This window comes from Sphingobium sp. TomTYG75 (genome assembly GCF_054771635.1).
In genome coordinates this window covers 2,692,863-2,719,748 of sequence record NZ_BSRE01000001.1, presented here as the reverse complement: position 1 = coordinate 2,719,748, position 26,886 = coordinate 2,692,863, and the positions used below count along the sequence as shown (strand labels likewise).

The 26,886-nt window shown below is 61.5% G+C and carries 23 protein-coding genes, 2 tRNA genes and 1 pseudogene; 10 read left to right on the top strand and 16 right to left on the bottom strand.

What is annotated here, in order from left to right; all coding sequences use genetic code 11:
- The 5 genes from ACYU81_RS13775 to dusB all read right to left on the bottom strand — a co-directional run.
- On the bottom strand, positions 1–884 hold an 884-nt coding region (locus ACYU81_RS13775), incomplete at its 3' end, for a sigma-54-dependent transcriptional regulator (protein WP_460988070.1).
- Positions 874–3,126: a sensor histidine kinase gene (locus tag ACYU81_RS13770; protein ID WP_460988069.1), complete on the bottom strand. Its 2,253-nt coding sequence runs from the start codon at positions 3,124–3,126 to the stop codon at positions 874–876. The genes ACYU81_RS13775 and ACYU81_RS13770, both read right to left, overlap by 11 nt.
- A gap of 93 nt (positions 3,127–3,219) precedes the next feature.
- A complete protein-coding gene (ntrC, locus tag ACYU81_RS13765; RefSeq protein ID WP_460988068.1) occupies positions 3,220–4,662 on the bottom strand; it encodes a nitrogen regulation protein NR(I) in 1,443 nt (480 codons plus the stop codon).
- Positions 4,659–5,771 carry a two-component system sensor histidine kinase NtrB gene (locus ACYU81_RS13760; RefSeq protein WP_449472316.1) on the bottom strand — a complete coding sequence of 371 codons (1,113 nt, stop codon included), beginning with the start codon at positions 5,769–5,771 and terminating at the stop codon, positions 4,659–4,661. The genes ntrC and ACYU81_RS13760 overlap by 4 nt, the downstream gene beginning before the upstream one ends.
- A complete protein-coding gene (gene dusB, locus ACYU81_RS13755; RefSeq protein WP_460988067.1) occupies positions 5,768–6,787 on the bottom strand; it encodes a tRNA dihydrouridine synthase DusB in 1,020 nt (339 codons plus the stop codon). Before dusB ends, ACYU81_RS13760 begins: the two co-directional genes overlap by 4 nt.
- 102 nt (positions 6,788–6,889) lie before the next feature.
- Between dusB and ACYU81_RS13750 the strand changes: the two genes are divergently transcribed.
- Positions 6,890–8,065, top strand: coding sequence for a bifunctional 2-C-methyl-D-erythritol 4-phosphate cytidylyltransferase/2-C-methyl-D-erythritol 2,4-cyclodiphosphate synthase (locus tag ACYU81_RS13750; RefSeq protein WP_460988066.1), 1,176 nt, complete (start codon positions 6,890–6,892; stop codon positions 8,063–8,065).
- 4 nt (positions 8,066–8,069) lie between these two features.
- Entirely contained in the window at positions 8,070–8,582 is a 513-nt protein-coding gene (locus ACYU81_RS13745) for a CinA family protein (RefSeq protein WP_196226101.1), read from the top strand.
- Here ACYU81_RS13745 and ACYU81_RS13740 read toward each other — a convergent pair.
- Positions 8,534–9,004, bottom strand: coding sequence for a type II toxin-antitoxin system RatA family toxin (locus tag ACYU81_RS13740; RefSeq protein WP_460988065.1), 471 nt, complete (start codon positions 9,002–9,004; stop codon positions 8,534–8,536). The genes ACYU81_RS13745 and ACYU81_RS13740 overlap by 49 nt on opposite strands.
- 4 nt (positions 9,005–9,008) lie before the next feature.
- Positions 9,009–9,966 (bottom strand): annotated as a pseudogene (gene lipA / locus ACYU81_RS13735) (lipoyl synthase).
- A 44-nt stretch (positions 9,967–10,010) separates the two neighbouring features.
- On the opposite strand from lipA, the gene ACYU81_RS13730 reads away from it, so the two are divergent.
- The 3 genes from ACYU81_RS13730 to ACYU81_RS13720 are packed head-to-tail and all read left to right on the top strand — an operon-like array spanning position 10,011 to position 11,712.
- Entirely contained in the window at positions 10,011–10,664 is a 654-nt protein-coding gene (locus tag ACYU81_RS13730) for a carbonic anhydrase (protein WP_196226104.1), read from the top strand.
- Positions 10,664–11,431 carry an NYN domain-containing protein gene (locus ACYU81_RS13725; protein ID WP_460988064.1) on the top strand — a complete coding sequence of 256 codons (768 nt, stop codon included), beginning with the start codon at positions 10,664–10,666 and terminating at the stop codon, positions 11,429–11,431. The genes ACYU81_RS13730 and ACYU81_RS13725 overlap by 1 nt, the downstream gene beginning before the upstream one ends.
- 2 nt (positions 11,432–11,433) lie before the next feature.
- Complete coding sequence (locus ACYU81_RS13720) at positions 11,434–11,712, top strand: acylphosphatase (protein ID WP_449472310.1); 279 nt, start codon at positions 11,434–11,436, stop codon at positions 11,710–11,712.
- A 345-nt stretch (positions 11,713–12,057) separates the two neighbouring features.
- Here ACYU81_RS13720 and ettA read toward each other — a convergent pair whose 3' ends face one another.
- A complete protein-coding gene (gene ettA / locus ACYU81_RS13715) occupies positions 12,058–13,743 on the bottom strand; it encodes an energy-dependent translational throttle protein EttA (protein ID WP_449472309.1) in 1,686 nt (561 codons plus the stop codon).
- 102 nt (positions 13,744–13,845) lie between these two features.
- On the opposite strand from ettA, the gene ACYU81_RS13710 reads away from it, so the two are divergent.
- Both ACYU81_RS13710 and ACYU81_RS13705 read left to right on the top strand, forming a co-directional pair.
- Positions 13,846–15,219 carry a M28 family peptidase gene (locus tag ACYU81_RS13710; protein ID WP_460988063.1) on the top strand — a complete coding sequence of 458 codons (1,374 nt, stop codon included), beginning with the start codon at positions 13,846–13,848 and terminating at the stop codon, positions 15,217–15,219.
- Positions 15,220–15,374: 155 nt separating this feature from the next.
- Complete coding sequence (locus ACYU81_RS13705) at positions 15,375–15,587, top strand: hypothetical protein (RefSeq protein WP_066523849.1); 213 nt, start codon at positions 15,375–15,377, stop codon at positions 15,585–15,587.
- Between the two features lie 234 nt (positions 15,588–15,821).
- On the opposite strand, the gene ACYU81_RS13700 is transcribed toward ACYU81_RS13705, so the two are convergent.
- From ACYU81_RS13700 to ACYU81_RS13675, 6 genes are all read right to left on the bottom strand, one after another.
- Entirely contained in the window at positions 15,822–16,607 is a 786-nt protein-coding gene (locus ACYU81_RS13700; RefSeq protein ID WP_460988062.1) for a hypothetical protein, read from the bottom strand.
- Between the two features lie 313 nt (positions 16,608–16,920).
- Positions 16,921–16,997 (bottom strand) — tRNA-Pro (locus ACYU81_RS13695).
- 46 nt (positions 16,998–17,043) lie between these two features.
- Positions 17,044–17,202, bottom strand: coding sequence for a hypothetical protein (locus ACYU81_RS13690; protein ID WP_460988061.1), 159 nt, complete (start codon positions 17,200–17,202; stop codon positions 17,044–17,046).
- Positions 17,203–17,219: 17 nt separating this feature from the next.
- Positions 17,220–17,295 (bottom strand) — tRNA-Ile (locus ACYU81_RS13685).
- A gap of 25 nt (positions 17,296–17,320) precedes the next feature.
- Complete coding sequence (locus ACYU81_RS13680) at positions 17,321–18,358, bottom strand: polysaccharide deacetylase family protein (RefSeq protein ID WP_460988060.1); 1,038 nt, start codon at positions 18,356–18,358, stop codon at positions 17,321–17,323.
- 49 nt (positions 18,359–18,407) lie between these two features.
- Positions 18,408–20,165, bottom strand: coding sequence for a sensor histidine kinase (locus ACYU81_RS13675; RefSeq protein WP_460988059.1), 1,758 nt, complete (start codon positions 20,163–20,165; stop codon positions 18,408–18,410).
- 200 nt (positions 20,166–20,365) lie between these two features.
- On the opposite strand from ACYU81_RS13675, the gene ACYU81_RS13670 reads away from it, so the two are divergent.
- Positions 20,366–20,839 carry an Lrp/AsnC family transcriptional regulator gene (locus ACYU81_RS13670; RefSeq protein ID WP_449472300.1) on the top strand — a complete coding sequence of 158 codons (474 nt, stop codon included), beginning with the start codon at positions 20,366–20,368 and terminating at the stop codon, positions 20,837–20,839.
- An 84-nt stretch (positions 20,840–20,923) separates the two neighbouring features.
- On the opposite strand, the gene ACYU81_RS13665 is transcribed toward ACYU81_RS13670, so the two are convergent.
- Together ACYU81_RS13665 and ACYU81_RS13660 are read right to left on the bottom strand one after the other, a co-directional pair.
- A complete protein-coding gene (locus ACYU81_RS13665) occupies positions 20,924–22,177 on the bottom strand; it encodes a hypothetical protein (protein ID WP_460988201.1) in 1,254 nt (417 codons plus the stop codon).
- Positions 22,178–22,304: 127 nt separating this feature from the next.
- Positions 22,305–23,585 carry a hypothetical protein gene (locus ACYU81_RS13660; protein ID WP_460988058.1) on the bottom strand — a complete coding sequence of 427 codons (1,281 nt, stop codon included), beginning with the start codon at positions 23,583–23,585 and terminating at the stop codon, positions 22,305–22,307.
- A 223-nt stretch (positions 23,586–23,808) separates the two neighbouring features.
- Between ACYU81_RS13660 and gyrA the strand changes: the two genes are divergently transcribed.
- Positions 23,809–26,541 (top strand): DNA gyrase subunit A, encoded by a 2,733-nt coding sequence (gyrA, locus tag ACYU81_RS13655; protein ID WP_460988057.1) that lies wholly within the window; start codon positions 23,809–23,811, stop codon positions 26,539–26,541.
- Positions 26,538–26,885 (top strand): DUF952 domain-containing protein, encoded by a 348-nt coding sequence (locus ACYU81_RS13650; protein WP_460988056.1) that lies wholly within the window; start codon positions 26,538–26,540, stop codon positions 26,883–26,885. Before gyrA ends, ACYU81_RS13650 begins: the two co-directional genes overlap by 4 nt.
- The last annotated feature ends 1 nt before the right edge of the window (position 26,886 follow it).

Here is a 26,886-nt window from a genome sequence, read left to right as displayed (position 1 = left end):
AAGTCTTCCCGGAACCGCCGTTCCTCGATTTCTGCTGCCAGGTCCCGCGCGGTCGAAGAGATGACGCGTACGTCCACCTTCACCTGCCGTTGCCCGCCCACGCGCGTGAAGCTCTGATCGGTCAGAACCCGCAATATCTTGCCCTGCGTCGTGACGGGCATGTCGGCGATCTCGTCAAGGTAAAGCGTGCCGCCATGCGCCTGCTCAAGATAGCCGGGACGCACAAGGCCGCTGGGATCCTCGACACCGAACAGCTCCTCCTCCACCCGGTCGGGGTCCATGCGCGCCGCCGCCACGACGATGAAGGGCGCGTCAGCCCTCCCGCTCCAGCTGTGAAGCATGCGCGCCGCGACTTCCTTGCCGACGCCCGCGGGACCGGAAATCAGCACCCGGCTGCCCGTTCCGGCGACCTTCTTTATCGTCGCTCTCACCGCATTGATCGCGGCTGAAGTGCCCGTCAGTTCGTCATCCTGTCCAAACCGGGCACGCAGGACCTGATTTTCCCGTCGCAATCTCTCGGTTTCGGTAGCGCGCGCGACCAGATGCAGCAGCCGGTCGGCTTCGAATGGCTTTTCGATAAAGTCCGCCGCGCCCTTGCGGATCGCGGCCACGGCCGTGTCGATATTGCCATGACCTGAAATCATGAGCACCGGAATGGTCGCGTCGCGCTGCTTGATGACGTCCAGCAATTCCAGACCATCCAGCGTCGACCCCTGAAGCCAGACGTCCAGCAGGACCAGCGAAGGACGTCTGGTATCCAGCGCCTCGATCGCGCTGTCGCTGTTGGCAGCGGTGCGAGTGGTAAAGCCCTCATCCTCAAGCACGCCCGCGACCAGATCACGGATGTCCTCTTCATCATCGACTACCAGAATATCAAGCGCCATTGGCTGTCACTTTTCCCTTGGGCAATGCTACGACCTGCCCTTCTTCCAATTTCTCAAGAGCGGCAGTGGGGAAGCGCAACGTAACGCTCGTCCCTCCGCCTTCCGCATCTTCCAGGCGGATTTCGCCCATATGTTCCTCGACGATCTTCTTGACGATGGCGAGCCCCAGGCCCGTCCCCTTGCTGCGGGTCGTCATATAGGGTTCCAGCACCCTCTCCCGCTCCGGCGGAAGCCCAACCCCGTCATCGCTGACGTTGATGAGCAGATTGCCGTCCTCCTGACCGACCGTCATGCGAACATGACCACGGGCTCCGCCCTCGGCAGGTTCGGGCTTGGGTTCGATAGCCTCCACGGCATTTTTGACGATATTGGTCAGCGCCTGCCCCAACTGCCGCCTGTCACAGACCAGTTCCATATCATGCGGCCCGCCATGGAATTCAAATTTGACGTCGGGATGCGCCACCTCATGCAGGAACAGGGCATGACGGGCGATATCCGCAACAGCCTCGCGGCGGAACACAGGTTTGGGCATCCGCGCGAACGAGGAGAATTCATCCACGATACGCCGCAGATCGCCTACCTGCCTGACGATGGTCCCGGTCAGGCGGGTAAAGGTCGCCTTGTCGCTCGTCACTTCCTCGGCATAGCGGCGCTGCAAGCGCTCCGCCGCGAGCTGGATGGGCGTCAGCGGGTTCTTGATCTCATGCGCAATCCGGCGGGCCACGTCTGACCATGCGGCGCGGCGCTGATCGGACAATTGCTGCGTGATGTCGTCGAACGTCAGGATATGGCGCGATGCGTCTTCGGACACTTTGACCGCCAAGGTCCGCACTTCGCCATGCGCGCGCGTCTGCACGATCCCCGCCCCCTCCTCCGAAGCAATGAGAGCCGCCAGTTCCGGCGAAACGGCGCTCAGCGGTCGCCCTACCGGATCATCGCCGTCCTTCACCAGAATAGCGGCGGCCGAACTGTTGAGAAGCAGGATCACCCCTTCCCTGTCCACCGACAACACGCCTGCGGAAACACCTGACAGGATGGCTTCGATGAAGGCGCGACGTTCATCCAACTGGCTGTTCGCGGCGACGAGCGCGCCTGTCTGCGCCTCCAGCCTCTGGGTCATCCTGTTGAAGGCAGAGGCGAGCGTGCCGATCTCATCCCGAGACTGCGGGCTGGTGACACGGGCGGACAGATCACCTGCGGTTACCCGTCGGGCTGCGGTCACCAACTCGTTCACTGGGCGAACCATCCAGTCCGCAACCGCCAACGCGATATAGACCGCTATACCGACCAGCAGAAGCGATCCTACGAACAGAGCGACGTTAAATCGCAGCTGAAGCGCGCGTGATTGGGCAGCGAAGATATCGTAGTCGGACAGGACCTTCTGCGCGCGCTCCACATTGCTGAACGCGGTCGAACCGGAATCCCTAGTGGCATAAAGATAGATTTTCGCGCCGGGGTAGAGCAGCGTCACCGCCTGAATCTGGTTTGGCTTTGCTGCAACAACCACATTTTCGCCTGCCTCCAGTCTCTTGATGACATCAGGCGACAGCATTTCTGAGGCAGGTCGGCTATCCGGGTCGACCGTCGCAGCGGTGCGAGCCACGCCATCCTTGCCCACCTCGATGATTGCCGAACGATTGAGTTTTCGCGTGACGACCTGGTAGATATAGCCTTCGGCGAAGCGCGGGCTCGATACTTTCGACTGGCCGAGATAATCCCGCAAGTCGCTCGCCATGGTGACCGTTTCGTCCCCCACCTCGCGAAGATTCTGCTCATAATAGCCGCGCGCGAGGTCGCTGGCATTTTGCAACATCCCGCGCGCGCTGTCCGAAAACCAGAATTGCACGCCATATTGGAATAACAGCGAGGCAAAGATGACGACCAGCAACATCGGCACGCTGGCCACGATCGAGAAGATGGCCACCAGCCTGACGTGAAGTTGCCCGTCGCTGCCTATCGCGGATTGGGCGGCGCGGCGTTTCGCGACCCGGCGTCCAAGCAGCACGAGAAGCGCGATCGCCGGAACCAGATTTCCCACCAGCAGCAACGCGACGATCGGCGGCGTAAGCAGCGTGTATGACTGCCCCTGGCCTGACAACAGGAAATAGGTGATGCCCGCTGTCCCAAGGAACAGCATCAGCGTAACGGCCTCCACCAGCGGAGCGAGATGACGTCGAAGGAAGGGCGGAAAATATCTCTTCCATGCCCGACCTCGCGTGGAGAGAGTCACTGCACCTTCCATAGTGGCTTTCTTACAACAACGCCGTGCCTGATCAAACACAGTATTTGGGACAGATTGTCCCTTGGCCGAACACCTGTGTCGTTTCGTCCCGGCTCAGTCCGACACGCGCAATTGCAGCGGGTCCAAACCATAGTCGGTCAACTTCTTGCGCAATGTGTTGCGGTTGATCCCCAGCAACCCGGCCGCCCGGATCTGGTTACCATCCACGCTCGCCAGCGTTTCCTGCAACAGGATCGGCTCGACGACGGCCAGCATATCATCATGCAGATTGCGGTTGGGCTGTCCGATGCCGATCCCCAACTGCCGTTTTGCCCATTCGCGCACGGCCAAGACCAATTGATCGGCGGGCGCGGCATAATCCGGAGGCACCAGGTCCAGCGGCAAGCTGTTTCGCAACACCTCCCCCGCGATCACGGTCTCACGGCTGAGCACCGCCAGTCTCTGCATCAGGTTCTGAAGCTCACGGACATTGCCCGGCCAGTGATAGGCCATCAGCAGTTGCGCGGCATCGTCCGACAACGTCTTTCGGGGCAGCCCCTCCTGCGCGGCGCGTTCCAGGAAATGCCTTGCGAGCAGGATCACATCCTCCCGTCGCTCGCGCAACGCAGGCAAGGGGATGGGCACGACATTCAGCCGGTAATAAAGATCTTCCCGGAACCTGTTTTCCTCGATCAGCTTGGGAAGGTCCTTGTTCGTGGCTGCAACGATGCGGACATTCACCCGCACCGGCTTCGATCCGCCAACCGTCGTCACCTCGCCTGACTGCAAGACCCGCAGCAGGCGCGTCTGCGCCTCCATCGGCATGTCGCCGATCTCGTCGAGGAAGAGGGTTCCGCCCTGTGCCTGCTCGAATTTCCCTGCGGTGCGGACATTGGCCCCCGTAAACGCGCCCTTCTCATAACCGAACAGTTCGGCCTCGATCAGTTCGCGCGGAATTGCCGCCATGTTGATGGCGACAAATGGCTTCGTGCGGCGTTGCCCCAGCGCATGAATTGCTTCTGCGACAAGTTCCTTCCCCGTACCCGACTCCCCCAGCACCAGGATGCTAAGATCGTTGGACAATACCCGCGCGATCGTCCGGTAAACCTCCTGCATGGCAGGGGATCGACCAACGAGAGGCAGTCCGTCGTGGGGAAGGCCATCCTCCTGATTGCCCTCCTCGGCCTTGTTCATGCCAAGGGCATCACCAACCGCCCGTGCCAATTCATTGAGGTCGAACGGCTTGGGGAGATATTCGAAGGCCCCCTTCTCCGTGGCGCGGATCGCCGTGTTCAATGTGTTCTGTGCCGACAATATGATCACGCTCAGGTCTGGCCTGCGCTCCAGGATCTCCGCGACGCCGTCCAGGCCATCGCCATCCGGCAGCATGACGTCAGTTATGAGCACATCCGGCGCAAAACTGTCGATCAGGGCGCTACGCTCCCGAATGGACGACGCGGTCTTTACCTTATGTCCCTGCCGACGCAGCGCTTCCCCGACCACCATGCAAATGGCGGGATCGTCATCGACGACCAGTATCGACCCCGTGGTCGTCATGCTCCCATCCCCATCGGAAGCAGGATACGGAACGTCGATTCGCCCGCGTCTGGATCGCGTGAATATTGGACGAACCCATTCATGTCCCGCACCAGCTTGTCCACCAGCGCCAGCCCCAGCCCCTGCCCATCGCGCTTGCCGGTGATGAAGGGGTTGAAGAGGTGATCCAATATATGTTCGGGCACGCCCGGCCCATTATCGATGACCAGTATCTCGATCGGCAGTACCGCGCTGCCCTTTCCATCGCCCAGCACGACCGACACGCCATGGCGGAACGCGGTTTCAACGCGGATGCAGGGCTCTTCGACTTCGTCCAGCGCCTCAGCGGCATTTTTCAGCAGGTTGAGCATGATCTGCACAAGCGCATCGTCATTGATGACGGCAAATGGCAATGATGGATCGTAACGTTTTATGATCCTGATATTTCTTGCAAAACCGGCAGCGGCGATGTTGGCCGCGCGATCGATCATGGGATAGATGTTGCCCGGTCGGCATTCCAGCCTGTGATCGGTCGTGAAATCCTGCATACGATCGATCAGGGCGGCGATCCGGTCGACCTCATTGCAGATCAACTGGGTCAGCACCGCGTCGCGTCCATCGTTGCCGGACTCCAAAAGCTGCGCCGCGCCACGGATGCCGGACAGCGGATTCTTGATCTCATGGGCCAATATGGCCGCGGCGCCCATGGCCGATCGCGCGCCGCCCGGGGTGCCACGATGACCAATTTGCCGCGCATGGCTTTGAGCGTGGATCGACACCACCCGCCAACCCTCATGATCGACAATCGGCGCGATCATCAGATCGACTTCCATCTCCGCCGTTCGCCCCGCATGCACCTTGACGTCATAGGCGGCGATCGGCTTGCTGCTATGCCAAATGTCGAAGCGCGAACTCGCGTCTGCCATGCGAACCGTGCGCGTGACGTCACTTCCCACGATCGCGGATCGCGCCATGTTGAGCAGAGTTTCCGCCCGGACATTCGCATCGGCAATGCTGTTGTCCGGCGCTACGATCAATGTCGCCACGGGGAGTGCGATCATCAATTCCGACGGTGATGGTACATCCTGCTGCATCGGGGGCGGCGGGATGGTGCTCAGTGGCATCGTCATGCCGCCTTGCGCGTCTCGATCGCTCCGTCCTGTGCAATCAGCGGTTCGTAAAAGCGCGCCAGCATATCAAGCACCACGTCGCCATCCGGCTCCTGATTGACAGCGTTACGAAACTCCGCCGATCCGGTGAGCCCCTTGGTATACCAACCGATATGCTTGCGAGCCATGTTGACGCCCGTCAGGCCGTCATAATGCTCGATCATCGCACGATAATGCTCTGTTATCAGCTGATATTGTTCGGCTAGCGAAGGATCGGGAAGGCGCTGCCCCGTGCGGAACCAGTGCATCACTTGTCCGATCAGCCAAGGCCGCCCATAAGCGCCCCGGCCAATCATGACGCCGTCCGCGCCGCTCTGCTCCAGCGCCGTTTCCGCATCTTCGATCGAGCAGATGTCTCCGTTGACGATCACGGGCAACGACACTGCATCCTTCACATTCCGCACGAACGCCCAATCGGCGCTACCCTTGTACATCTGGCAACGGGTCCGCCCATGCACAGTGATCATCTTCGCACCCAGATCCTGCGCAATCCGCGCCAGTTCAGGGGCATTCAGGCTGGCATGATCCCACCCCATGCGCATCTTGACGGTCACGGGAACATCGACGGCCTTCACCGTCGCATCGATCAACGCGGCGGCCAGAGGCAGGTCGCGCATCAGAGCGCTACCGGCGTCGCCATTCACCACCTTCTTGACCGGACAACCCATATTGATGTCGATGATCGCCGCGCCACGATCGGCATTCAGCTTCGCCGCTTCGGCCATCTCCTGCGGTGAGCAGCCCGCAAGCTGCATCGACACCGGCTCCTCCACCGGATGCCAGGCTGCTTTCTGGAGCGACTGCCGCGTCTCGCGGATCATCGCCGCGCTCGCAATCATCTCGGTCACGTTCAGACCCGATCCGTAACGGCGTACCAAAGTGCGGAACGGCATATCCGTGACGCCAGTCATCGGCGCCAGGATAACGGGCATGTCGATCGTCACCGGACCGACGGAGATGGGGGAAATTATGCGCATCACCAGCTTTGCCTAAAAAACAGGCAGCCCTTAGCGGAAAAGCGGCGATGCGGCAAGCAAGCCGTCTGGCGGAGCGATCCGCCGTTCGCTACACGCGCTGCGATGACAAGGAGCAATCACAGGGTCGCCGCGCTGGTGCTCGCCGCCGGACAGGGCAGTCGCGCCGGGGGCGATGTACCCAAGCAATTTCGTCACATTGGGGGCAAGGCCATCATCGCCCACTCCATTCAAGCGCTGGCGGCTCATCCGATAGTCGGTGCGGTCTACCTGGTCATCGGCGCCGGGCAGGAGGAAACAGTGCGGTCCCTGATCGACGCAGATCAGGTCACGTCTATCGTCCAGGGTGCGGACAGCCGCCGCGGATCGGTCCGTGCCGGGCTTGAGGCTATCGCTGCCGCCGGTGGCGCGGACAGAGTGCTGATTCACGATGCTGCCCGTCCTTTCCTGTCCGCTTCCATGATCGATCAACTGCTGGCCGCGCTCGACTTCGCGCCGGGCGCCATCCCGGCCCTGCCCGTTGCTGACACATTGGTAAGGTCAGCGGGCGACCTCGCAGGCGACATTGTGGATCGATCGGCGCTCTTCCGGGTGCAAACCCCACAAGCATTTCACTTTGATGCCATCCTCACCGCGCATCGCAATTGGGACGATGGGCGCGAAGCCACCGATGATGCCCAGATGCTGCGACACGCGGGCCATGACGTCACTCTGGTTCCCGGCGACGAAAGGCTGGAAAAATTGACCTACCCCCAGGATTTCATCCGGGCCGAAGCGCTTCTGGCATCACAGCGAACGACCCGCGTCGGCATGGGCTATGATGTGCACCGGTTCGCTGCGGACGAGGAGCTTTGGCTTTGCGGCGTTCAGGTCCCCCATGAAAAGGGACTGGCGGGGCACAGCGATGCGGATGTTGCGATCCACGCGATCGTCGATGCCATGCTCGGCGCTCTTGCCGAAGGGGACATCGGCAGTCACTTCCCCCCGTCAGATCCACAATGGCGCGGTGCGGCATCCTCCCGATTCCTCGAATATGCCGGGGAACGCGTAACATCCCGGGGCGGCCGCATCGACCATATCGACGTCACGATCATTTGCGAGGCGCCGAAGATCGGCCCTCACCGTGATGCCATGCGTCAGCGGATCAGCGATCTCCTCGGCATCCCCCTTGACCGGGTAAGCGTGAAAGCCACCACCACCGAACGCCTGGGCTTTGCCGGACGCCGCGAAGGCATTGCTGCACAAGCCGTTGCAACCATCTCCCTCCCCGCGCTATTCTGACCCCATGCCAGATCGCATCCTCCCCGCCCCGTTGGTTGACCTCGCCGAGCGAGTCATCATCGCCAATCGCCGCGCTGGCCGCACCATCGCTGTTGCGGAAAGCTGCACCGGCGGCCTTGTGTCCGCTGCTCTCACCGAAATCGCCGGGTCTTCGGAGGTCTTTGAAGCGGGATTCATCACCTATTCCAATGACATGAAGAATGAGCTGCTGAAGGTTTCTCAGGATGTGCTGGAAACCTTCGGGGCCGTTTCCATCGCCACCGCTTGGGCAATGGCGCAGGGCGCTCTCACCAAAAGCCACGCCAATGTAGCCGTTGCCATTACGGGCATCGCTGGCCCCGGCGGCGGATCAGAGCAAAAGCCGGTGGGCACCGTCGTTTTCGCCCGCGCCGAACGGGGCGGCAACCCGGACAAGGTCGTCGCTGACATGCGCCATTTTGAGGATAGCGGGCGGGGCGGCGTGCGCCTTCAGGCGGCGCTTTGCGCGCTTGAGCTTCTGCTGCCCGAGTCGCCGTAAAGTTCAGCCGCACGGGTTTCGAACGCCCCGATCATCTTGCGCAGGGCCTTGTCGAACATTTGCCCGGCGATCATCTCGAACAGCCGATTCTTGAACTCAAATTCGACCTCGAAATCGACAAGGACGCCACCCTTCCCGTCATCGCGGAACCGCCACTGGTTGTGCAGGTGCTTGAGCGGGCCTTCCAGATAGTCCACGCGCACGAAATCAGGCCGGTGCTTGTGCACGCGCGACGTAAAGCTTTCCTTGATGCCTTTGAAGCCGACGATCATGTCAGCGACCATCTCCGAATCACTGTCCTGACGAACGCGTATCGCGCTGATCCACGGCAGGAATTCAGGATAGGACGCCACATTCGAAACAAGGTCGAACATCTGGTCAGGCGTGTAGGGAAGTGGCCTTGTTTCGTGATGCTTCGGCATGTTTTCAGCGCGCTGCCCGTGCCAACTGAGCCTCACGCGCCGCCCGCATCTCGGCGAAATCCTTGCCCGCATGATAGCTGGAACGGGTCAGCGGGCTCGATGCGACCTGCAAAAATCCCTTGGCACGCGCGATCCCTGCATAGGCATTGAACGCCGCGGGGGTCACGAACTCCATCACCTTGGCATGCTTTGGCGTAGGTTGCAGATATTGTCCCATGGTCAGGAAATCGATGTCGGCCGAACGCATGTCGTCCATCACCTGATGGACCTCCAGACGCTCTTCACCCAAGCCCAGCATGATCCCCGACTTGGTGAAGATCGACGGGTCCAGCTTCTTCACTGTCTCCAGCAACCGCAGCGATGCATAGTAACGCGCGCCGGGGCGAATCGTCGGATACAGACGGGGCACCGTCTCAAGGTTATGATTATAGACGTCCGGCCGCGCAGCCACGATCATCTCGACTGCTCGTTCATGCTTGTTTCGGAAATCTGGGGTCAAAATCTCGATCGTCGTATCCGGAGTCGTCCGCCGCAACGCTTCGATCACCTTCACGAACTGCGAAGCGCCGCCATCGGGCAGATCATCGCGATCGACGGAGGTGATGACGATATGCTCCAGCCCCATTTCCGCGCAGGCGTCGGCCAGATTCTGCGGTTCGTTCGGATCGACCTTGCGTGGCATGCCGGTCTTGACGTTGCAGAAGGCGCAGGCCCGCGTGCACACGTCGCCCAGGATCATCACGGTCGCATGCTTCTTGGTCCAGCATTCCCCGATATTCGGACAAGCTGCCTCTTCGCAGACCGTGGCCAGCCCCTTTTCCCGCATCAGCTTCCGGGTTTCGTTATAGCCCGGACTCGTCGGCGCCTTCACCCTGATCCAATCGGGCTTGCGCGCACGTTGCGGAGTGGCTTGCACAGGTAGCGGAGCGGTGTCTGTCATGCGCCATCAAATAGCGATGCATGCCCACTCTTGCCAGCCCCCAGATTGTTGGGCAGAGACTTGGGCATGACCGACTTTTCCGACATGCTCGAAGGCTATCGCCGCTTCCGCAACACCGGCTGGACTCAACAACGTGGCCGATGGGATGAATTGAGCGAAGGGCAGAGCCCTCGCGTCATGGTCATCGCCTGCTCCGACAGCCGAGTCGATCCCGCGCAGATATTCGACACCAGCCCCGGCGAGATATTCGTGGTCCGCAATGTGGCGGCGCTCGTGCCTCCCTTTGAAACCAATCCGGGCCATCACGGCGTTTCGGCGGCGCTGGAGTTTGCTGTTCAGGTGCTCAAAGTTGGCGAGATCGTCGTCATGGGCCATGGCAAGTGCGGCGGCTGCAAGGCGGCGCTCAGCCAGGAACTGAAGGACGCCCCTCCCGGAGAAGGCGGCTTCATCCATAACTGGATCGACATGCTTGATGGCGCACGGGAAAAAGTCGTCGAACGCTTCGGCGATGATCACGGCCGCGATGCGCATCGCGCCATGGAGCAGGAAGGGGTCAAGGTCAGCCTTGCCAACCTGCGTACCTTCCCCTGCGTGCGCACCAAGGAACGCAATGGCGAATTGAAGTTGGTTGGCGCCTTCTTCGCGATCGCAGACGGGCAGCTTCATCTGTTGGATGAAGCGACCGGAGAATTCCATCCGGCGGCGCTGGAATCGGCCTGATGCCCTCGGCGATCCCCAGCGGCAATGTCGCCCTGTTGATCGACGCTGACAACGCTTCCGCCGACCATTTCGACCCGGTATTGACCGTTCTCGCAGAGCTTGGAACCGTCAACATCCGCCGCGCCTATGGCAATTGGAGCAAGCCTTCGCTGAAGGGCTGGGCGCGGCAGGCCGTGACGCAGGCCATCGAAACGCAGCAGCAATTCGACCTCACCAAGGGTAAGAATGCGACCGATATGAAGATGACGATCGACGCCATGGACCTGATGGCGGGCGGCCGGGTCACGGGCTTTGGCCTCATGTCGAGCGACAGCGATTTCACGCCTTTGGTGACGCGTATCCGTCAGGAGGGGATCGACGTCTATGGCTTCGGTTCGGACAAGACTCCCGAGGGCTTCCGCCGGGCCTGCACCCGCTTCATCGACGTAGCCGCGCTAGCCCGCTCTCTGACGGCATCGGCGTCCGAAGCGATGCCGGAACCGACGCCGCTCGACGTCTCGACCAAAGCCGCCGCGCCAGCCAGGAATGAATACAAGAAGGTGGATGATGAAGTCATCCGCCTCCTGATAGAAGCCTATGATGCGGCCAAGCGCGATGAGAAAGGCTTCGCCGCGCTGGGACCAGTCGGGCAACGCGTCGGCAACCGATCCAGCTTCGATGTGCGCAATTACGGTTTCAAGCGTCTGTCGGATCTGGTGCAGGCGATTCCCAATTTCATCACGGAAACGCGGGCAGACGGCCAGACCTGGATCAAACGGGTTCACTGACGATGGTCGTCGCCCGGCATCTCATGATCCTTGGTCGGGTGCAGGGGGTGTTTTACCGCAACTGGGCAAAACAGACGGCCACCGGGTTGGGCTTGGCCGGATGGGTCCGCAATCGGCTGGACGGCAGCGTTGAAGCGGTGATCGAAGGCGCCAATGAAGCCGTAGAACGGTTCACGGCCTTGGCGGCTGAAGGCCCGCCAGCGGCTCAAGTGTCGCGCGTCGAAGCGGCCGACATGCCTGTCGAAGGCTTGAGGTCTTTCGAAAAGAAGCCGACCTGTTAGGGCCAATCTATCCTCTCAAACCGTTCGCCCTGAGCTTGTCGAAGGGCTCTACTTCCTTTTAAAGCGCGACCCTTTCGGCTGTCTGCAACAAACGCTCAGGTGAGCTGGCCTCGCTTTCCAAATGTGAACCGATTGAGTGACCCAAACAAATTCAAGGAGCCATTCACTCGCCCCTCGACCAAAAAAATGGCCGACCCAATCGGGTCGGCCTGAAAGTTTTAGGAGAGGATGCCTGAAAGGCCTCTCTGATATGTGGTTCACACCGTCATTGTGCAAGTGCGAAGGGCGAAGATATCGTTGCTGTAATTGCAATCATCCTCACCCAACGCGCCGCACAAATTTCCATCAGCGCGTGAGTTTCTTGTAAGCCAGGCTCGTCGGCCGGTCGGCGGCATCACCCAGCCTCCGCCGCTTGTCCTCTTCATACATTTCGAAGTTGCCCTCGAACCACTCGACATGGCTGTTGCCTTCGAAGGCAAGAATGTGCGTGGCAAGGCGATCGAGGAAGAAGCGATCGTGGCTGATCACCACGGCGCAGCCCGCGAAGTTTTCGATCGCCTCTTCCAGCGCAGCCAGCGTTTCGACGTCAAGGTCGTTGGTCGGTTCGTCGAGCAGCAGCACGTTGCCGCCCTTCTTCAGCATCTTGGCCATATGCACGCGATTGCGCTCACCGCCAGACAGCTTGCCGACATTCTTCTGCTGGTCCTGCCCCTTGAAGTTGAAGGCACCGACATAGGCCCGCGTCGACATGTCGTGGCCATTGACCTTCACATAATCGAGGCCGTCCGACACCTCTTCCCAGACGTTCTTTGATGGGTCCAGATGATCACGGCTTTGGTCGACATAGCCCAGGCGGACGGTCGAACCGATGTCGACCTCACCCAAATCCGGCGTCTCCTGACCAGTGAGGATGCGGAACAGCGTGGACTTACCCGCACCGTTCGGCCCGATCACGCCAACGATGCCGCCGGGCGGCAGAGTGAAGGACAGGTCCTCGAACAGCAGCTTGTCGCCATAGGCTTTCGAGATATTCTTCGCCTCGATGACCTTGCCACCCAGTCGTTCGGGCACCTGGATAACGATCTGCGCCTTGCCGGGGGTACGGCTTTCCTGGCTTGCGACCAGCTGTTCGAACTTGGCGATACGCGCTTTGGACTTGGTCTGGCGCCCCTTGGGACCCTGCCGGATCCACTCCAGCTCGTCCTTGATCGCCTTCTGGCGGCCCGATTCCTCGCGCGATTCCTGCTCCAGACGCTTCGACTTCTTTTCGAGATAGGTCGAATAATTGCCTTCGTACGGGAAGTATTTCCCGCGATCGAGCTCCAGAATCCAACCCACGACATTGTCGAGGAAGTAGCGATCGTGGGTGATCATCAGCACCGCACCCGCATATTCCTTGAGGTGGTTTTCCAGCCACTCCACGCTCTCCGCGTCGAGGTGGTTGGTCGGTTCGTCCAGCAGCAGGATATCCGGCTTCTGGATCAGCAGGCGGGTCAGCGCGATACGACGCTTTTCACCGCCCGATAGGCTTTCCACCGACCAGTCGGACGGCGGGCAGCGCAGGGCCTCCATCGCAATCTCAAGCTGATTGTCCAGCGTCCAGCCATCGACCGCGTCGATTTGCTCCTGCAACTCGCCCATCTCGGCCATCAGCGCGTCGAAGTCTGCGTCTTCCGGCGGATCGGCCATGATCATGCTGATCTCATTGAACCGGTCGAGCTTGTCCGCGACTTCCCGCGCGCCGTCCTTCACATTCTCAAGCACATTTTTGGCGGGGTCAAGCTGCGGCTCCTGCGCCAGATACCCCACGGTGATGTTTTCGCCCGGCCATGCCTCACCGCTATAATCAGTGTCGATGCCCGCCATGATCTTGATCAACGTCGATTTACCGACGCCGTTGGGACCGACGATGCCGATCTTGGCACCGCGATAAAATTGCAGGTTGATACCGTTCAGCACCGGCTTTGGCGCGCCGGGGAAGGTCTTGGTCATGTTCTTCATGACGAAGGCGTATTGTGAGGAGGCGGACATGGCTTGAAGACGCTCCGAAGGACGAATGAGGTAAAATCGCGCCGGAGTTAGCGAAGCCCGGCGCCATTGGCAAATGCGGGATGGCTGGCTAAGCCTTCACTCATGCAGAAAATCCGATCGGGCACCTTCGCCGCGCTCCTTCTCGGCAGCATCGCCTCCCCCCTTCTCCTCGCCGCCGCGCCTGCGGATACGACGGCGATTCGAGAGGCGGCGTTGCAGGACAACATAGCCTGGGACTTCATCGAAGGGCTGACGACGGAAGTCGGCCCCCGCCCAGCCGGAACGCCTCAGGAAGCACGCGCCCGCGAGTGGGCCGTGACGAAGCTAAAGGCGCTCGGCTTCTCCAATGTGCGATCCGAACCCTATAAAATGCCAGTCTGGGTCCGCGGCCATGACGATGCGCGCATCCTCTCCCCCTTCCCGCAGAATCTGGCGCTGGCGGCGCTGGGAAATAGCGCGTCCACGTCTGCCAATGGCATCGAAGGCGAAGTCATATATTTCCCCACCCTTTCAGCCCTGCAAGCAGCACCCGACGGCAGTCTGAAAGGCAAGATCGCCTTCGTCAGCCACGCCATGGCGGCAACGCAGGATGGCAGTTCCTACAGCCATTTCGGCACCACACGTCGGCAGGGGCCAAGCATTGCATCGAAAAAGGGTGCAGCTGCCATCCTGATACGGTCGATCGGCACGGACAGCCACCGCCTGCCCCACAGCGGCATTCAGATGTGGGCCGATGGCGTGAAGCCGATCCCCGCAGCCGCGCTCAGCACCGTGGACGCAGACCAACTGACGCGCATCCTCTCCCGAGGGCAGCCGGTTCGCCTGCGCCTCACCCTCACATCAAAAATGTTGAAGGACCAGCCGTCGGGCAATGTCATTGCCGAACTGCCGGGCACGGACCCGACGGCCGGGATCATCCTTGCCGCCTGTCATATCGACAGCTGGGATCAGGGCACCGGAGCGATAGACGACGCTTCTGGGTGCGGGATCATCACCGCCGCTGCGCTTCATGCCGCAAAGGCTGGCCCGCTCCGTCGAACCATCCGCATATTGATGGCGGGGGCAGAGGAAGTGGGCGGCGACGGCGGCCGCGCCTATTTCACGGCACATGGCGGAGAATGGCACGCCGTGGTCATGGAGTCGGACTTCGGCGCCGACCGGGTCTGGCGCGTCGATTTCAAACTACCCGCAGGACATGAAGCACTTTCGGATCGAATTGCCAGCGCCCTCTCCCCGCTCGGGGTCGCGCCCAGTCGTCTGGCGGCAGGCGGCGGATCGGACATCGAACCGCTGGTCAAGGCAGGTGTCCCCGTCATTGATTTGCAGCAGGACGGCACCCGCTATTTCGACATTCACCACACCGCCGACGACACGTTAGACAAGGTCAACCGCGCCCAATTGCAACAAAATGTCAGCGCTTGGGCCGTTACGCTTTTTGCAATCGCCGACGCGGCAGAATCACTAGCGGTTAAGTGAACTTCTGTAGTAGACAACACTCCGTCGCGTGATTCCGTCGCTTCACCGACGCAGAAAAGCATTGATTTGTGCAGCGCACACGTTAATGCGGGTCGCTCGCGTCGGGCGTGTTACGAATATGCCGACGCGGCAATATGCTATGGGAGCCGTACACAATGAAGAAGATCGCTGTTGTTTTCGCTTCGGCCGGCCTGATGGCCCTCGCCGCTTGCGGTGAGAAGCCGGCCAACGAGACCGCGAACGCTTCGAACGCTGTCGTCGAAAACGTTGTTGAGAACGCTGCTAACGCAGCCGACAACGCTGCGAATGCCGCTAACGCTGCTGACAACGCCGCGAACGCTGCTTCGAACGCTGCAAACGCCGAATAATCTTCGCGTCAGCAAGATTTTTAAGAGGGCGGGCCGTCTAACGGTCCGCCCTTTTTCTATGTGCGCTATTTGAGCGACGTATACTCGTCGCTGTCCCCTGGGTCCCAAATGGTGCCACTCGTGCGCGCAGGCGAAGCTTCGTAAGATGTTCGGGGTGAAACGCAAGAACGCCGATGAGCGGGCCGTTGTTCCTCGCGGTGTGACAAAGAGAAGTTGAGGGAACACCAAGGGAGGCTAGGGGAGTTTTCTAGGATTGCCAGAGGCTCCCGTATGCAGTTCGGCCAACCAACGCACATAGGTTGATCCCAAGCTCACGCTCAGGACGGCTGTGCTGAGTCCGGGGTTGTCTGGCTCTTCGACCGCCTGCCCATGGCGATATGGGTGCGCCCCGATAATCCATTGAATGAAATTCTCAGCTAGCCGAAGCGCCACCTCGCGCTCGGTCCCTCCCAGCCCTTCTTGAAGAAGCGGCTTTAGCTTTTTGGTGACCTCAGTGACGCCTAACTGGGCGACCGGAAACATCAGCTTGAAAACCGTTTCCACGCATTCAAATGTCTGGCGGATCGCTTCGCGAGTTTGAGGAGGTGTCTGATCTAGCGCTCGCTGCCCCGCCTCAAAATGTGCTCGCGCTGCTCCGTATTTCGGCCCCTGTAGCGCCGCAATTGCACACGCCTGATTATGGACGAACTCACCATCGATTGCGAAATGAACCCCACCCAGATCATCAACTCGGTATCGGACGTTCTCTTCCTGAAAGATCATACCAACTGCACCAACCCAGCTCTGTAATTTGGACTGAGAACGGCCCTTAGCCCCCCGCGCCACCACGGTTATGACATCCAGAAAATCTTTCAGCGCACATGATTGGAAAAATACTTCCCATTTCGCGCTCCCACTCGGCCATCGCGGCACAGCAACTCCCACCCCCAGCTCTATGAGGTCCGCTGTAACGACGTCGTCAAATTCTCCGACCGTGAACAAGCGGTTGATGCGCCTCCGCATCCGCTCACTGTCTTCCACAGGCTCGCCTCTGGAGCCGTAGTTGAGACTGAACCTAACTCCCTGTGGAATTGTCATTAGAAAGCCCCCTGCTAAGTACCATCTGTTGTGCGCTCGGGCTGGCCAGCGAACCCCTGCGAAATCGTGCGCCTCATAGATCGGTCTTGAAGTTCCCGTCCGGAGACTGAGTAGAGCTTGAAGAAGGGCAGAGTCGAGCGCTCCGCCCGAGGTGCAGTAAAATGCAAGCGCACCGCCATGCAAAACCGCCCGATAAACTTGGTCCTCAAGTGGCCAAGATACAGGCAATCCGTTGAAAATGTTCATTTCATGAAAATGGTCGGGGAGACAGGATTCGAACCTGCGACCCTCTGCTCCCAAAGCAGATGCGCTACCAGGCTGCGCTACTCCCCGACGTAAGGCGCCTTAGCGGCGAATAACGCGTCCCGTCAATCGGCCATCACCGGAACAGCAGCCACAATATGATGATTACCGGAATCGGAATGCCGATCAGCCACAGCAATATGCCCTTGCCCATGATCATTCGCCTCCATCCATCTGCCCCAAGGCTGAAATGGATGAGTGGGTGCCGATGTTCCGGCCCCGTTGGGACCTGCATAGCGGGAAAGGAGATATTGGTGGGCCCGGCAGGACTCGAACCCGCAACCTAGCCGTTATGAGCGGCCAGCTCTAACCGTTGAGCTACAGGCCCCACCTGCCCGACCGGATAAGCAGCATCACGCCGCTTGGCAAGCCTGTCTCGGCACCGGCACCGCTGCCAATAATTGATCCAGCGACGCGGCCCCGATATTCCGCCGCGCAAGGTGATCCAGAACCGTGTCCCACCACCTGTAAAAGGCCGCCTGATCGGCCGCATCGCGGACATAGGGCGTGTGGCCCGGCTCCAGCGTCGGCGAATGAAAACTGAAGCTCAGCACTGCCGCGCCTTCTTCGATCAGGGCGTCGATCGCCCTTATCGCGTCACGCACCGGCACGCCTTCCGGCGTCAAGGGAATGCGGCTGAACATCCCCGTTCTCGCCAATCCCGATGCCAGGGGGCTGACATTCCGCAAATTCTCATAAAGCCGCTCGCCCCCACGCCGCAGCAGGCCGGTGAAGGCGGTCGAAAGCGGCAGTTCCACAAGCGATCGTTCCGGCCCGGCCCAATAGGGATTGATCGGCAGGCCGCGAAAATCGGGTCCATGCTGGCCGCTATAGTCAAACCGGCTTCGCACAGAGCTATCCAGACGAAATCCAGCCTGCTCCAACAATCGCGCACTATTATGGCCCACGCCATAACGCCCCGCGCGATAGGCGACGGGGCGTTGTCCGAAACGCTCGGCAATGCGCTGGCACAGCGCTTCCAGCTTGGCCCGTTCCAACGCTTCGGGAAGGAAACCGGCATAGCTGTTCGCCTCCGTCACCTCCTCCACATGCGGCGGGTTTACCCAGGGATGCAGGTGAGCGCCCACATCGGCCGCCCTGTCCGCGACCCATTGCGCCATCATCCCGGCAGCCGCGTCATTATCAATCACCGGATAATCGGCGACGTAAATCGGCTTTACTCCGGCCGCCTGAAAATAGGCTTGGCCGCGCGCCATCCCGGCCAGCGCGGTCACGGCATGACCGTCACGGCTGAATGGCGCGCTCCAGTCAAACTCCTCCTCGGTATCGACGAACAGCATGAACCGCGTCCCGAAATCGGGGGATAGCGTGATCATGTCGTCCGGCATCGGAGCGCGCAGTAAACTGCCGTCATGGGGCAAAGCGTTCATGCCCTTTCCCCTAGCCCCTCAATGGTTGCGATAGGGTTTCGCGCAGGGATCAGAGGCTCCCTGCCGCGTCCTCTGCCGATGTGATGGCGGGCATCGAAAGCAGGAATCGGTCAGCTTCGATCTGCAACGCGCCGCCGCATCCTGCCGCCAGGCTCCGGATCAGCCGCAGTGAAAAGCCAAGGCCCAGCAGCGGCCCGTCGGCCCAGTCGCCGTCGGCGGTATAGCCCGGATCAAGCAGGCGCTCATCCTCCATCCCGTCCAGGCTCGCAGGTCTGTCGACCGCCAGCATCACGCAGCCATGCCCGCCATCCGGCTGGAACCAGCAGGCCCCGCTCAACGCTTCACCCGGCGCCGCAACGGAAACGACCGTCCGCATCAGATGCTGCACCATGCGTTCACCCTGCACCGGGTCGATCCGCACCATCGGCAGCCCCCGTGCCAGATTGATGTCGATCTGCGCGCCATTGCCTTCGCCCTGTTCGCGGAACCGGGCGGAAACCTGCGCGATCAACAGCGCCGGATCGACGGCGCTCGGCGCCTCCGCTCCTTCGCCTCGCGATACACGGGCGGCAAGGTCAAGGTCATCGAACGCCGCCAGCAAATGCCGGGCGTCCAGCGCGATCTTTCCCGCCATCTCGCGATATTCAGGCCCACTCGGCCCGAACAGTTCCTGCTCGATAATGTCGGCAAAGCCCAGGATGGCGTTCAGTGGCGTCCGCAGTTCATGCACCAACTGGCGCAGCGAGTCCGCCGAAAGCCCTGCAACAGACACAGGCTCGGCCTGTGGCGGGGCGGCGACTTCATGCAGATAGGGGCGGCGCGCCTGACCGCGATAGCCCTGGAATCGGCCTGATCTTGGATCAAAGAACGGCGTTGCGGACAGGCGCCATTCCCCCGCCATCGCGCCGCCCACGACGGTATAGCGCCCATTCTGAAACCCGCTGCGCCGCATGAAGGCGCCCGCGACGCTGCCGTCCGGCCCGCTCGCCCCGGCAACAGCCACCTCACCCAACGACAGCCCCACCAGCGCCGCGCGCGGCCCCTGATCGACCCAGATGATCATGCCGGTGGCATCAGTCTCGAACGCAAAGGCGTTGACGACTTCCGCCTGCCCAGTGTCAGCCCGCGGAACGACCACGTCGGGCACCCGCCGCGCACTGGTAAAGCGTTCGATCCGGTCCACAAGGTTCCGGATCTGATCATCGCCCACCGGGACGTCATCCGCCGCTTCATCGGCAGGCTCCTCGACCGGCGCTTCCTCTACGTCCGCCGATGGAGGGAACTGCTCGGCAGGCGCCATCATCGCGGGCGTCAACAGCATGTCGTCCGGCTGCTCGCCGGGTTCCACCGTCAAGTCGCTCGTCAGTACAAGGTCGGCCGCGCCGAACGCTTCCAGCGCCTGCTGCGTCCCGGCGCCCAGATCGCGCCGCCCGCGCAGCACACCGCGCGCGGTCGGGGTAAGGCGAGGCAGCAGGGCGATCCACGCGTCATCCGGCAGCCGCGCGCGCGACATCGCCGCCGCCGCGATCGCCGGACGATCATTGGCGAAAAACTCCACCAGCGCGGGCGAACGAAGGCGGCCGCCCAGTTCGACCACCGTGGCGATCCGCTGCGTTTCCGACAATTGGGATTGTAGCGCCGCGAGCCGATCAAGCAGCGCGGCACGTTCCCCATCCGGCAAAGTGTCGCGATCCGCGCGATCATTCTGCGCGAGCAGGTCGACGCACTGACGCCACAGCGTCACCGCGCCCAGGCCGCTCCTATTCTCTGCGGCCAGAACCGTCTGCATCAGATCGTTGAAGCGCACTCTATTCCCCTTGAGGACTTCCGGCGATGCGCAGAACTTCATCGTGGAAGGAAATCATGCCGCAGGAATAAGCCTTCCCGCCGGTTAGGGAAAGGGGGCGGACGTGGCGATTTCGGATCGTCGCATAGTGGGACAATTGCATTGCCCTGAAATATTATTATGATGTTGGGCACGAAATGAGAAAGGAAATAATCAAGCGGATGGCTGGCCCGAATATCGACGACATCGATCTGCACATCCTGGGCGAGCTGCAACAGGACGGCCGGATGACCAATGTGGAACTGGCTCGAAAGGTCGGATTGACCGCCCCGCCCTGTCTGCGCCGGGTCCGCGCGCTTGAGGAAAGCGGCGCGATCAATTCCTACCACGCCGTCGTCAACCCGGCCATGCTGGGCTACACCATCACCGTCTTCGCGATGGTCAGCCTGAAGAGCCAGGCGGAAGCTGACCTGAAAGCCTTTGAAGATCATGTCGCGACCCTGCCCGAGGTGCGCGAATGCTACATGCTCAATGGCGAGATCGATTTCATCTTGAAAGTCGTGGCGAAGGACCTCCAAAGCTTCCAGCAGTTTCTCACCTCGAAACTGACGCCCGCGCCAAATGTGGTGAGCGTCAAGACCTCTCTCACCATCCGCATGGCGAAGAACCTGCCGGGCGTCCCGCTGCCGCTTTGATCAGCAAGATGGCGGCGATCGCTCGCCGCCACTAGACTAGCAGCGCTTCTGCGTCGCGCGCTGGCCCTGGATCAATCGCTTAGCTTAGCTCGCAGGCGGAACCGCAACCGGCTGAAACGCCGTCTTACGGCTCTGCTGATCAACCCAAACGCTCCAGAATCCAGCGACGTTGGCCCAATTACCCGTCACCTGAGCAAGCGCCGCCTTGGCCCCCGCAAGATCGCCCGAACGCGCGAGAGCTATGCCAAGCCGCGCATTGGCCTTCCCCTGATCAACCCCACCCTTCGACAGGGCCAGCCGGTACATCTCGACCGCCTGCGGGAACTGGCTGAGCGAGAAATAGCTGTCGGCCACCGCCAACGCCGCCGACCCATCCTTCGCGCCTGCGGCCTTCTTCGCCGCAGCGGGCAGCGCCGCGATTTCTTTGGCGGCCTTTGGCGTCACGCTCTTCATCAGGCTGGCGGTCGCGGCCTGTGCTTGCGTCAGCTTGCCCGCCGAACGCCCCGCTTCGATGATGGCTTTCGTTTCAGCATAATTGCCCGCCTTTTCAGCAAGCTGCGCATAGGCCTGATAGTCCCGTTCACTCGCCATCGCGCCGTTCGCCGCCTGCAAGCGATACAGGTCCAACTGCGGCTGCGCGTCGGTGCCCGGCGCCGTCAGATAGTTGGCAAGCGCCGACCGCCATTCCCCGGCCGAACCATAATGGGTCAGCCGCTCGCGATAGAGCGAACCAACCTCCGCCCAATCCCCGGCCGCATAGGCAAGCGAGATCGCCCGGTCATACCAGGCCGCAGGAATCGCCTGTCCTGACGCCCGCTGCCGGGCCAGTGCATCTTGCACGAAGGGGCGCGCTTCTTTGGCCTTGTTCTTGCGGAGGTAGATGTCGGCGCGCAGCATCGTCGCGTCGATCCCGTCATAACCCAGCGTCTTGGCATAATCGAGCTGCGCGAACGCATCGTCATAATTGCCAACCACATAGGACAGATAGCCCGCGACGTAGCGCAATCGCGGCGCATCCTTCTTGGGCACGGAATTAGTCTTGAACATGTCCGTCAACGCGATCCGTTGCGCCTGGAAATTCTGCTTGAGCACGGCCAGCTCGAACCGCAGCCCAGCCGCTGCATAGGCCTCATAATCGCTCGTCGGCATCAAGCCGCTGATCTGCGCCTGCGCCGTATTGACGTCGCCTGCCTTGATCGCGCTGTCGGCTGCTTGAGCCGCTGCACGAAACCCTTCGCTCATGACGATGACCGGCCCGCTGGCCGAAGCCTTTTTCGCAGCCGCAGGCATTGCAAAAGCCGCGACGGCGGTGATCGCAAGAAGCCCTGATTTCAGCATGGATTGTCGCAGCGCGATCATGTCGGCCGTCCCCTTTATATCATGCGCCATCTGGCGCAGGTCCCTGTTATGTCGATGATAGGAAAGAAGGTGCGCCCGTCACGTGACCGGCGCACCCTGTTTCAAATCAGGCCTTGGTGGCGAGATAGGCAAGCCAGAGATCAGCGATCTTCTTGCGCGTCCCGGCTTGAACCGACTGGAACGCCGCCTTGGCCGAAGCGACATCGCCGCCCAGTGCCTTGGCGATGCCCATGCGCGTATTCACTTCGTCCGCATCGACGCCGCCCTTCTGCTTAGCGAGGTCGAACATCGCAGCCGCCTTGGCATAATCGCCATAGCCGAGGTAGGCGTCCGCCGTGGCCGCCGCGATCTTGCCGGTGGCAGCCTTGCGGGCATCAGCTTCCGCGGAAGCCAGCGATGCCTTGTCGCCCGCAATCTTCGGCGTTGTGGTCTGGTACAGGTCCGCACCTGCCGTGCCCTTCAGCACGCCCTTGGCGCGGCCCTGATCGATCGCCGACTTTACCTCGCCATAGATGCCGGTCTTTGACGCCATTTCACCATATTCAAGGAAGTCGCCCGCGACCACCAGGCCGCCCGATGCAGCCATCAAGCGGAGAACATCCAGATTCTCGCGTGCCGTGATGTTGGGGTTGGATTGCTGGAACAGGCGGATGAGCGTGCGAAGATTCTCGCCGTTGGGGGCCGCCTGATAAGCCAATGTCGCCCATTCGGTCACTTCGGGCAGGCGCGATGCCGCCGCGCGGCTCACGCCGATCTGATACCATTGGGGTGGCACCTGACCGCCCGCCGCCTTGGTGGCGTCGGCTGCGGCTTTCAGGGCAGCAAGGCCTTTCTGATTGAGCCCGCGAGCAGGTTCAGCGGAAGGATTGGCCGTCCCCGCCTTCCCGAAATAGGCCTGCGCCAGCGTCGCGTTGACCGCTTCAGGCTTGTAGCCCGCCTGAGCCGCCGCCTGCGCCCGCTGGATCGCCAGATCATAATTCTTCGCCTGCATCGCCTGATCGGCGGCAACCGCGTTGAATTGTCCAACCTGGTCCGCCGGGGTGAGGCCGCTGTCCAGCATCTGCGTTAGCGCTTCGCTCTGCATCGCGCTGTCCTTGGCGGCGATGGACGCATTCAGCTTGACGGCACCAATCTGATATTTGTCATCGTTCGACTTGGCCTTGCTGTCCGCATCGGCCAGCGCCGCCTTGGCTGCGGCAAAGTCATTCTTCGCCGCCGCCGTCTGCGCCGCCTGCAGTGCCTTTATCACATCGGGAGAGACGTTGAGCTTGGGCGCGCCGCCCTTCTTCTCGTCCTTCTTCGCCGCCATCGCGGGCGCGGAAATGGCGCCTCCAGCCAGCGCGAGCGTCAGCGCGAGCGCCACGGGGGATACAAAACGCATGATCATCTTCTCCTCTGCGCCTTGGGGGAAGGCGCCCTTGATTAAGCGCCGATTAGGGGGCGGCGCGTGAATGACGTTTGAACATCGTATATGCAGCAGTTTTCCGCCTGTCAGCCCTTTCTTACAGCTTGATCTGACGCGAGCGCGCGTGCGCGCGAGGGGTGACAGAATTGTTTCGCTCCGCTAGTGCATGAGCAACGAAACAGTTCCATCCAAAAAGAGAATCGCATTGACCGACGAGACTGCCCTCGCCGACCCCTCGGACATCAGCCCCATCTCCATCGTCGATGAGATGAAGGCCAGCTATCTCGACTATGCCATGTCGGTCATCGTCGCTCGCGCCCTGCCGGATGTCCGCGACGGGTTGAAGCCGGTGCACCGTCGCATTCTCTTCTCGGCCCATGAATCGGGCTTCCAGCACAACAAGCCCTACCGCAAGTCGGCCCGCATCGTCGGTGACGTGATCGGTAAATATCACCCGCATGGCGACAGCGCGATCTATGACGCCTTGGCGCGCATGACGCAGGACTGGTCCATGCGCGTGCCGCTGATCGATGGTCAGGGAAACTTCGGTTCCATGGACCCCGATCCGCCAGCGGCCATGCGATACACCGAAGCGCGCCTTGCCAAGGTCACGACCGCGCTCTTGGAGGATCTCGACAAGGACACCGTCGATTTCCAGCCTAACTATGACGCTTCGGAAAGCGAACCGCAGGTCCTGCCCGCCCGCTTCCCCAACCTGCTTGTCAACGGCGCGGGCGGCATCGCGGTCGGCATGGCGACCAACATTCCGCCGCATAATCTGGGCGAAGTGATCCGCGCCTGCCTCGCCTATATCGATAATCCGGCGATCACGATCGATGAACTGATCCAGATCGTTCCCGCCCCTGACTTCCCGACCGCCCCGCTGATCCTGGGCCAATCCGGCGCCCGCAACGCCTATCATACCGGCCGTGGCTCCATCATGATGCGCTCGCGCCATGTGATCGAGGAAGGGCGCGGCGACCGCCGCTCCATCGTTTTGACCGCCATTCCCTATCAGGTCGGCAAGAATGGCCTGGTCGAAAAGATCGCCGAAGCCGCCAAGGACAAGCGGATCGAGGGCATCAGCGATATTCGCGACGAATCGAACCGCCTCGGCGTTCGCATCGTCATGGACCTGAAGCGCGACGCCACACCGGAAGTCGTGCTGAACCAGCTGTGGCGCAACACCCCCGCCCAGTCGAGCTTCCCGGCCAACATGCTCGCCATTCGCGGCGGGCGCCCGGAACTGCTCAACATCCGCGACATTATTGAGGCGTTCGTCCGCTTCCGCGAAGAGGTCATCACCCGCCGTACGAAGTACGAGCTCAACAAGGCTCGCGATCGCGCGCATATCTTGCTGGGTCTCGTCATAGCGGTCACCAACCTCGACGAAGTCGTCCGCATCATCCGTGGATCGGCCAGCCCCGCCGAGGCGCGCGAAACCTTGCTCGCCCGCGATTGGCCGGTGGCGGAAATCGCGCCCTACCTGAAGCTGGTCGAAGCGATCGAAACCGAAGCGGGCGGCGAAACATACCGCCTGTCGGACATTCAGGTCCGCGCCATCCTGGACCTCCGCCTCCATCGCCTGACCGCGCTCGGTCGCGACGAAATCGGCAATGAACTGGCCGAACTGGCCGCAGCCATCGCTGAATATCTCGCCATCCTCGGCGACCGTCAGAAGCTCTATGCCGTGATGCGCGAGGAGTTCGAGACGATCGAACGCGACTTCGCCACCCCGCGCATCTCGGAAATCACCGCTGCCGCTGACGGTATCGAGGACGAAGACCTGATCGAGCGCGAGGAGATGGTCGTCACCGTCACCGTGCAGGGCTATATCAAGCGCACCCCGCTCGAAAGCTTCCGCGCCCAGGCGCGCGGCGGCAAGGGCCGCTCCGGCATGGCGACCAAGGATGAGGACGCGATCACCGAACTGTTCGTGACCTCCACGCACACGCCGGTCCTCTTCTTCTCCACGGCGGGCAAGGTCTATCGCATGAAGGTCTGGCGCCTGCCCGAGGGCGGTCCCGCCACGCGCGGCCGTCCGATGGTGAACCTGCTGCCGCTCGGTCCGGGCGAAACGATCCAGACTGTCCTGCCGCTGCCCGAGGATGAGGACAGTTGGAAGGACCTGCACGTCATGTTCGCCACCGCGAACGGCACGGTTCGCCGCAACAGCATGGACGCCTTCGCGAACGTGCCGAGCAACGGCAAGATCGCGATGCGCTTCGATGAAGGCAGCGACGATTGCCTGATCGGCGTGGCGCTGCTCAGCGAAGAGGATGACGTCCTGCTCGCCACTCGTCAGGGCAAGGCAATCCGCTTCAAGGCGACCGACGTGCGCGAATTCCAGAGCCGCACGTCAACCGGCGTGCGCGGCATGACGCTCAAGAAGGATGACGAGGTCATCTCGCTCTCCATCCTCCACCGCTCCGGCGCCAATCAGGAGGAACGCGACGACTATCTCCGCTTCGCCCCCTGGAAGCCCGAAAAGGAAGGCTCGCCGCAGATGAGCGAGGAACGCTTCGCCGATCTACAGGCGAAGGAGCAGTTCATCCTCACCGTCTGCTCCAACGGCTATGGCAAGCTGTCATCGGCCTACGACTATCGCCGCACCGGACGTGGTGGTCAGGGCATCACGAACATCGACAATATCGGCCGCAACGGTCCGGTTGTCGCCAGCTTCCCCGCGCGCCACGGCGATCATCTGATGCTCGTCACCGATCAGGCAAAGCTGATCCGCATGGGCCTCGACACCCTGCGCGTCATCGGCCGCAACTCGGCCGGCGTGCGCCTCTTCAACGTGTCGGATGACGAACATGTCGTCAGCGCCGCGAAGATCGAGGAAAGCGACGAGGAAACCGAAGTCAGCACCCCCGCAGGCCTCGAAACCTCACCCGAAGTCAGCCCCGAATCCGACCCGGACCTCACCGAAGAGTGACCGACCTCTTCGCCTACAAGATCCTGACCAAGGATCAGTATGACCAGCTAAAGACCGACGGCGTGTTCAAAGGCGCGCCCGTCGATCTCGCCGACGGCTACATCCACATGTCCACCCGCGAACAGGCCGCCGAAACAGCGGCAAAGCACTTCGCGGGCCAGGACAATCTGGTAATGCTAATGATCGACCTCGCCCCCTTCGGCGACGCGCTCAAATGGGATGAGTCACGCGGCGGCGCGCTGTTCCCGCATCTTTATGGCAACCTGCCGCTCAGCGCAGTCGCCGGGAAGGTGGTGCTGCGGTTGGATGAGCACGGGAAGCACCTTTTCCCGGCGGGGTTCTAAC

Excerpts from the sequence above, each read along its gene's own strand:
- ACYU81_RS13770 (WP_460988069.1), bottom strand. The coding sequence starts at position 3,126 with ATGGAAGGTGCAGTGACTCTCTCCACGCGAGGTCGGGCATGGAAGAGA.
- dusB (WP_460988067.1), bottom strand. The coding sequence starts at position 6,787 with ATGCGCATAATTTCCCCCATCTCCGTCGGTCCGGTGACGATCGACATG.
- ntrC (WP_460988068.1), bottom strand. The coding sequence starts at position 4,662 with ATGACGACCACGGGGTCGATACTGGTCGTCGATGACGATCCCGCCATT.
- ACYU81_RS13750 (WP_460988066.1), top strand. The coding sequence starts at position 6,890 with ATGACAAGGAGCAATCACAGGGTCGCCGCGCTGGTGCTCGCCGCCGGA.
- ACYU81_RS13760 (WP_449472316.1), bottom strand. The coding sequence starts at position 5,771 with ATGACGATGCCACTGAGCACCATCCCGCCGCCCCCGATGCAGCAGGAT.
- ACYU81_RS13690 (WP_460988061.1), bottom strand. The coding sequence starts at position 17,202 with ATGCAGGTCCCAACGGGGCCGGAACATCGGCACCCACTCATCCATTTC.
- ACYU81_RS13745 (WP_196226101.1), top strand. The coding sequence starts at position 8,070 with ATGCCAGATCGCATCCTCCCCGCCCCGTTGGTTGACCTCGCCGAGCGA.
- ettA (WP_449472309.1), bottom strand. The coding sequence starts at position 13,743 with ATGTCCGCCTCCTCACAATACGCCTTCGTCATGAAGAACATGACCAAG.
- ACYU81_RS13670 (WP_449472300.1), top strand. The coding sequence starts at position 20,366 with ATGGCTGGCCCGAATATCGACGACATCGATCTGCACATCCTGGGCGAG.
- ACYU81_RS13705 (WP_066523849.1), top strand. The coding sequence starts at position 15,375 with ATGAAGAAGATCGCTGTTGTTTTCGCTTCGGCCGGCCTGATGGCCCTC.
- ACYU81_RS13680 (WP_460988060.1), bottom strand. The coding sequence starts at position 18,358 with ATGAACGCTTTGCCCCATGACGGCAGTTTACTGCGCGCTCCGATGCCG.
- ACYU81_RS13660 (WP_460988058.1), bottom strand. The coding sequence starts at position 23,585 with ATGATCATGCGTTTTGTATCCCCCGTGGCGCTCGCGCTGACGCTCGCG.
- ACYU81_RS13710 (WP_460988063.1), top strand. The coding sequence starts at position 13,846 with ATGCAGAAAATCCGATCGGGCACCTTCGCCGCGCTCCTTCTCGGCAGC.
- ACYU81_RS13730 (WP_196226104.1), top strand. The coding sequence starts at position 10,011 with ATGACCGACTTTTCCGACATGCTCGAAGGCTATCGCCGCTTCCGCAAC.
- ACYU81_RS13725 (WP_460988064.1), top strand. The coding sequence starts at position 10,664 with ATGCCCTCGGCGATCCCCAGCGGCAATGTCGCCCTGTTGATCGACGCT.
- ACYU81_RS13740 (WP_460988065.1), bottom strand. The coding sequence starts at position 9,004 with ATGCCGAAGCATCACGAAACAAGGCCACTTCCCTACACGCCTGACCAG.
- ACYU81_RS13720 (WP_449472310.1), top strand. The coding sequence starts at position 11,434 with ATGGTCGTCGCCCGGCATCTCATGATCCTTGGTCGGGTGCAGGGGGTG.
- ACYU81_RS13665 (WP_460988201.1), bottom strand. The coding sequence starts at position 22,177 with ATGCTGAAATCAGGGCTTCTTGCGATCACCGCCGTCGCGGCTTTTGCA.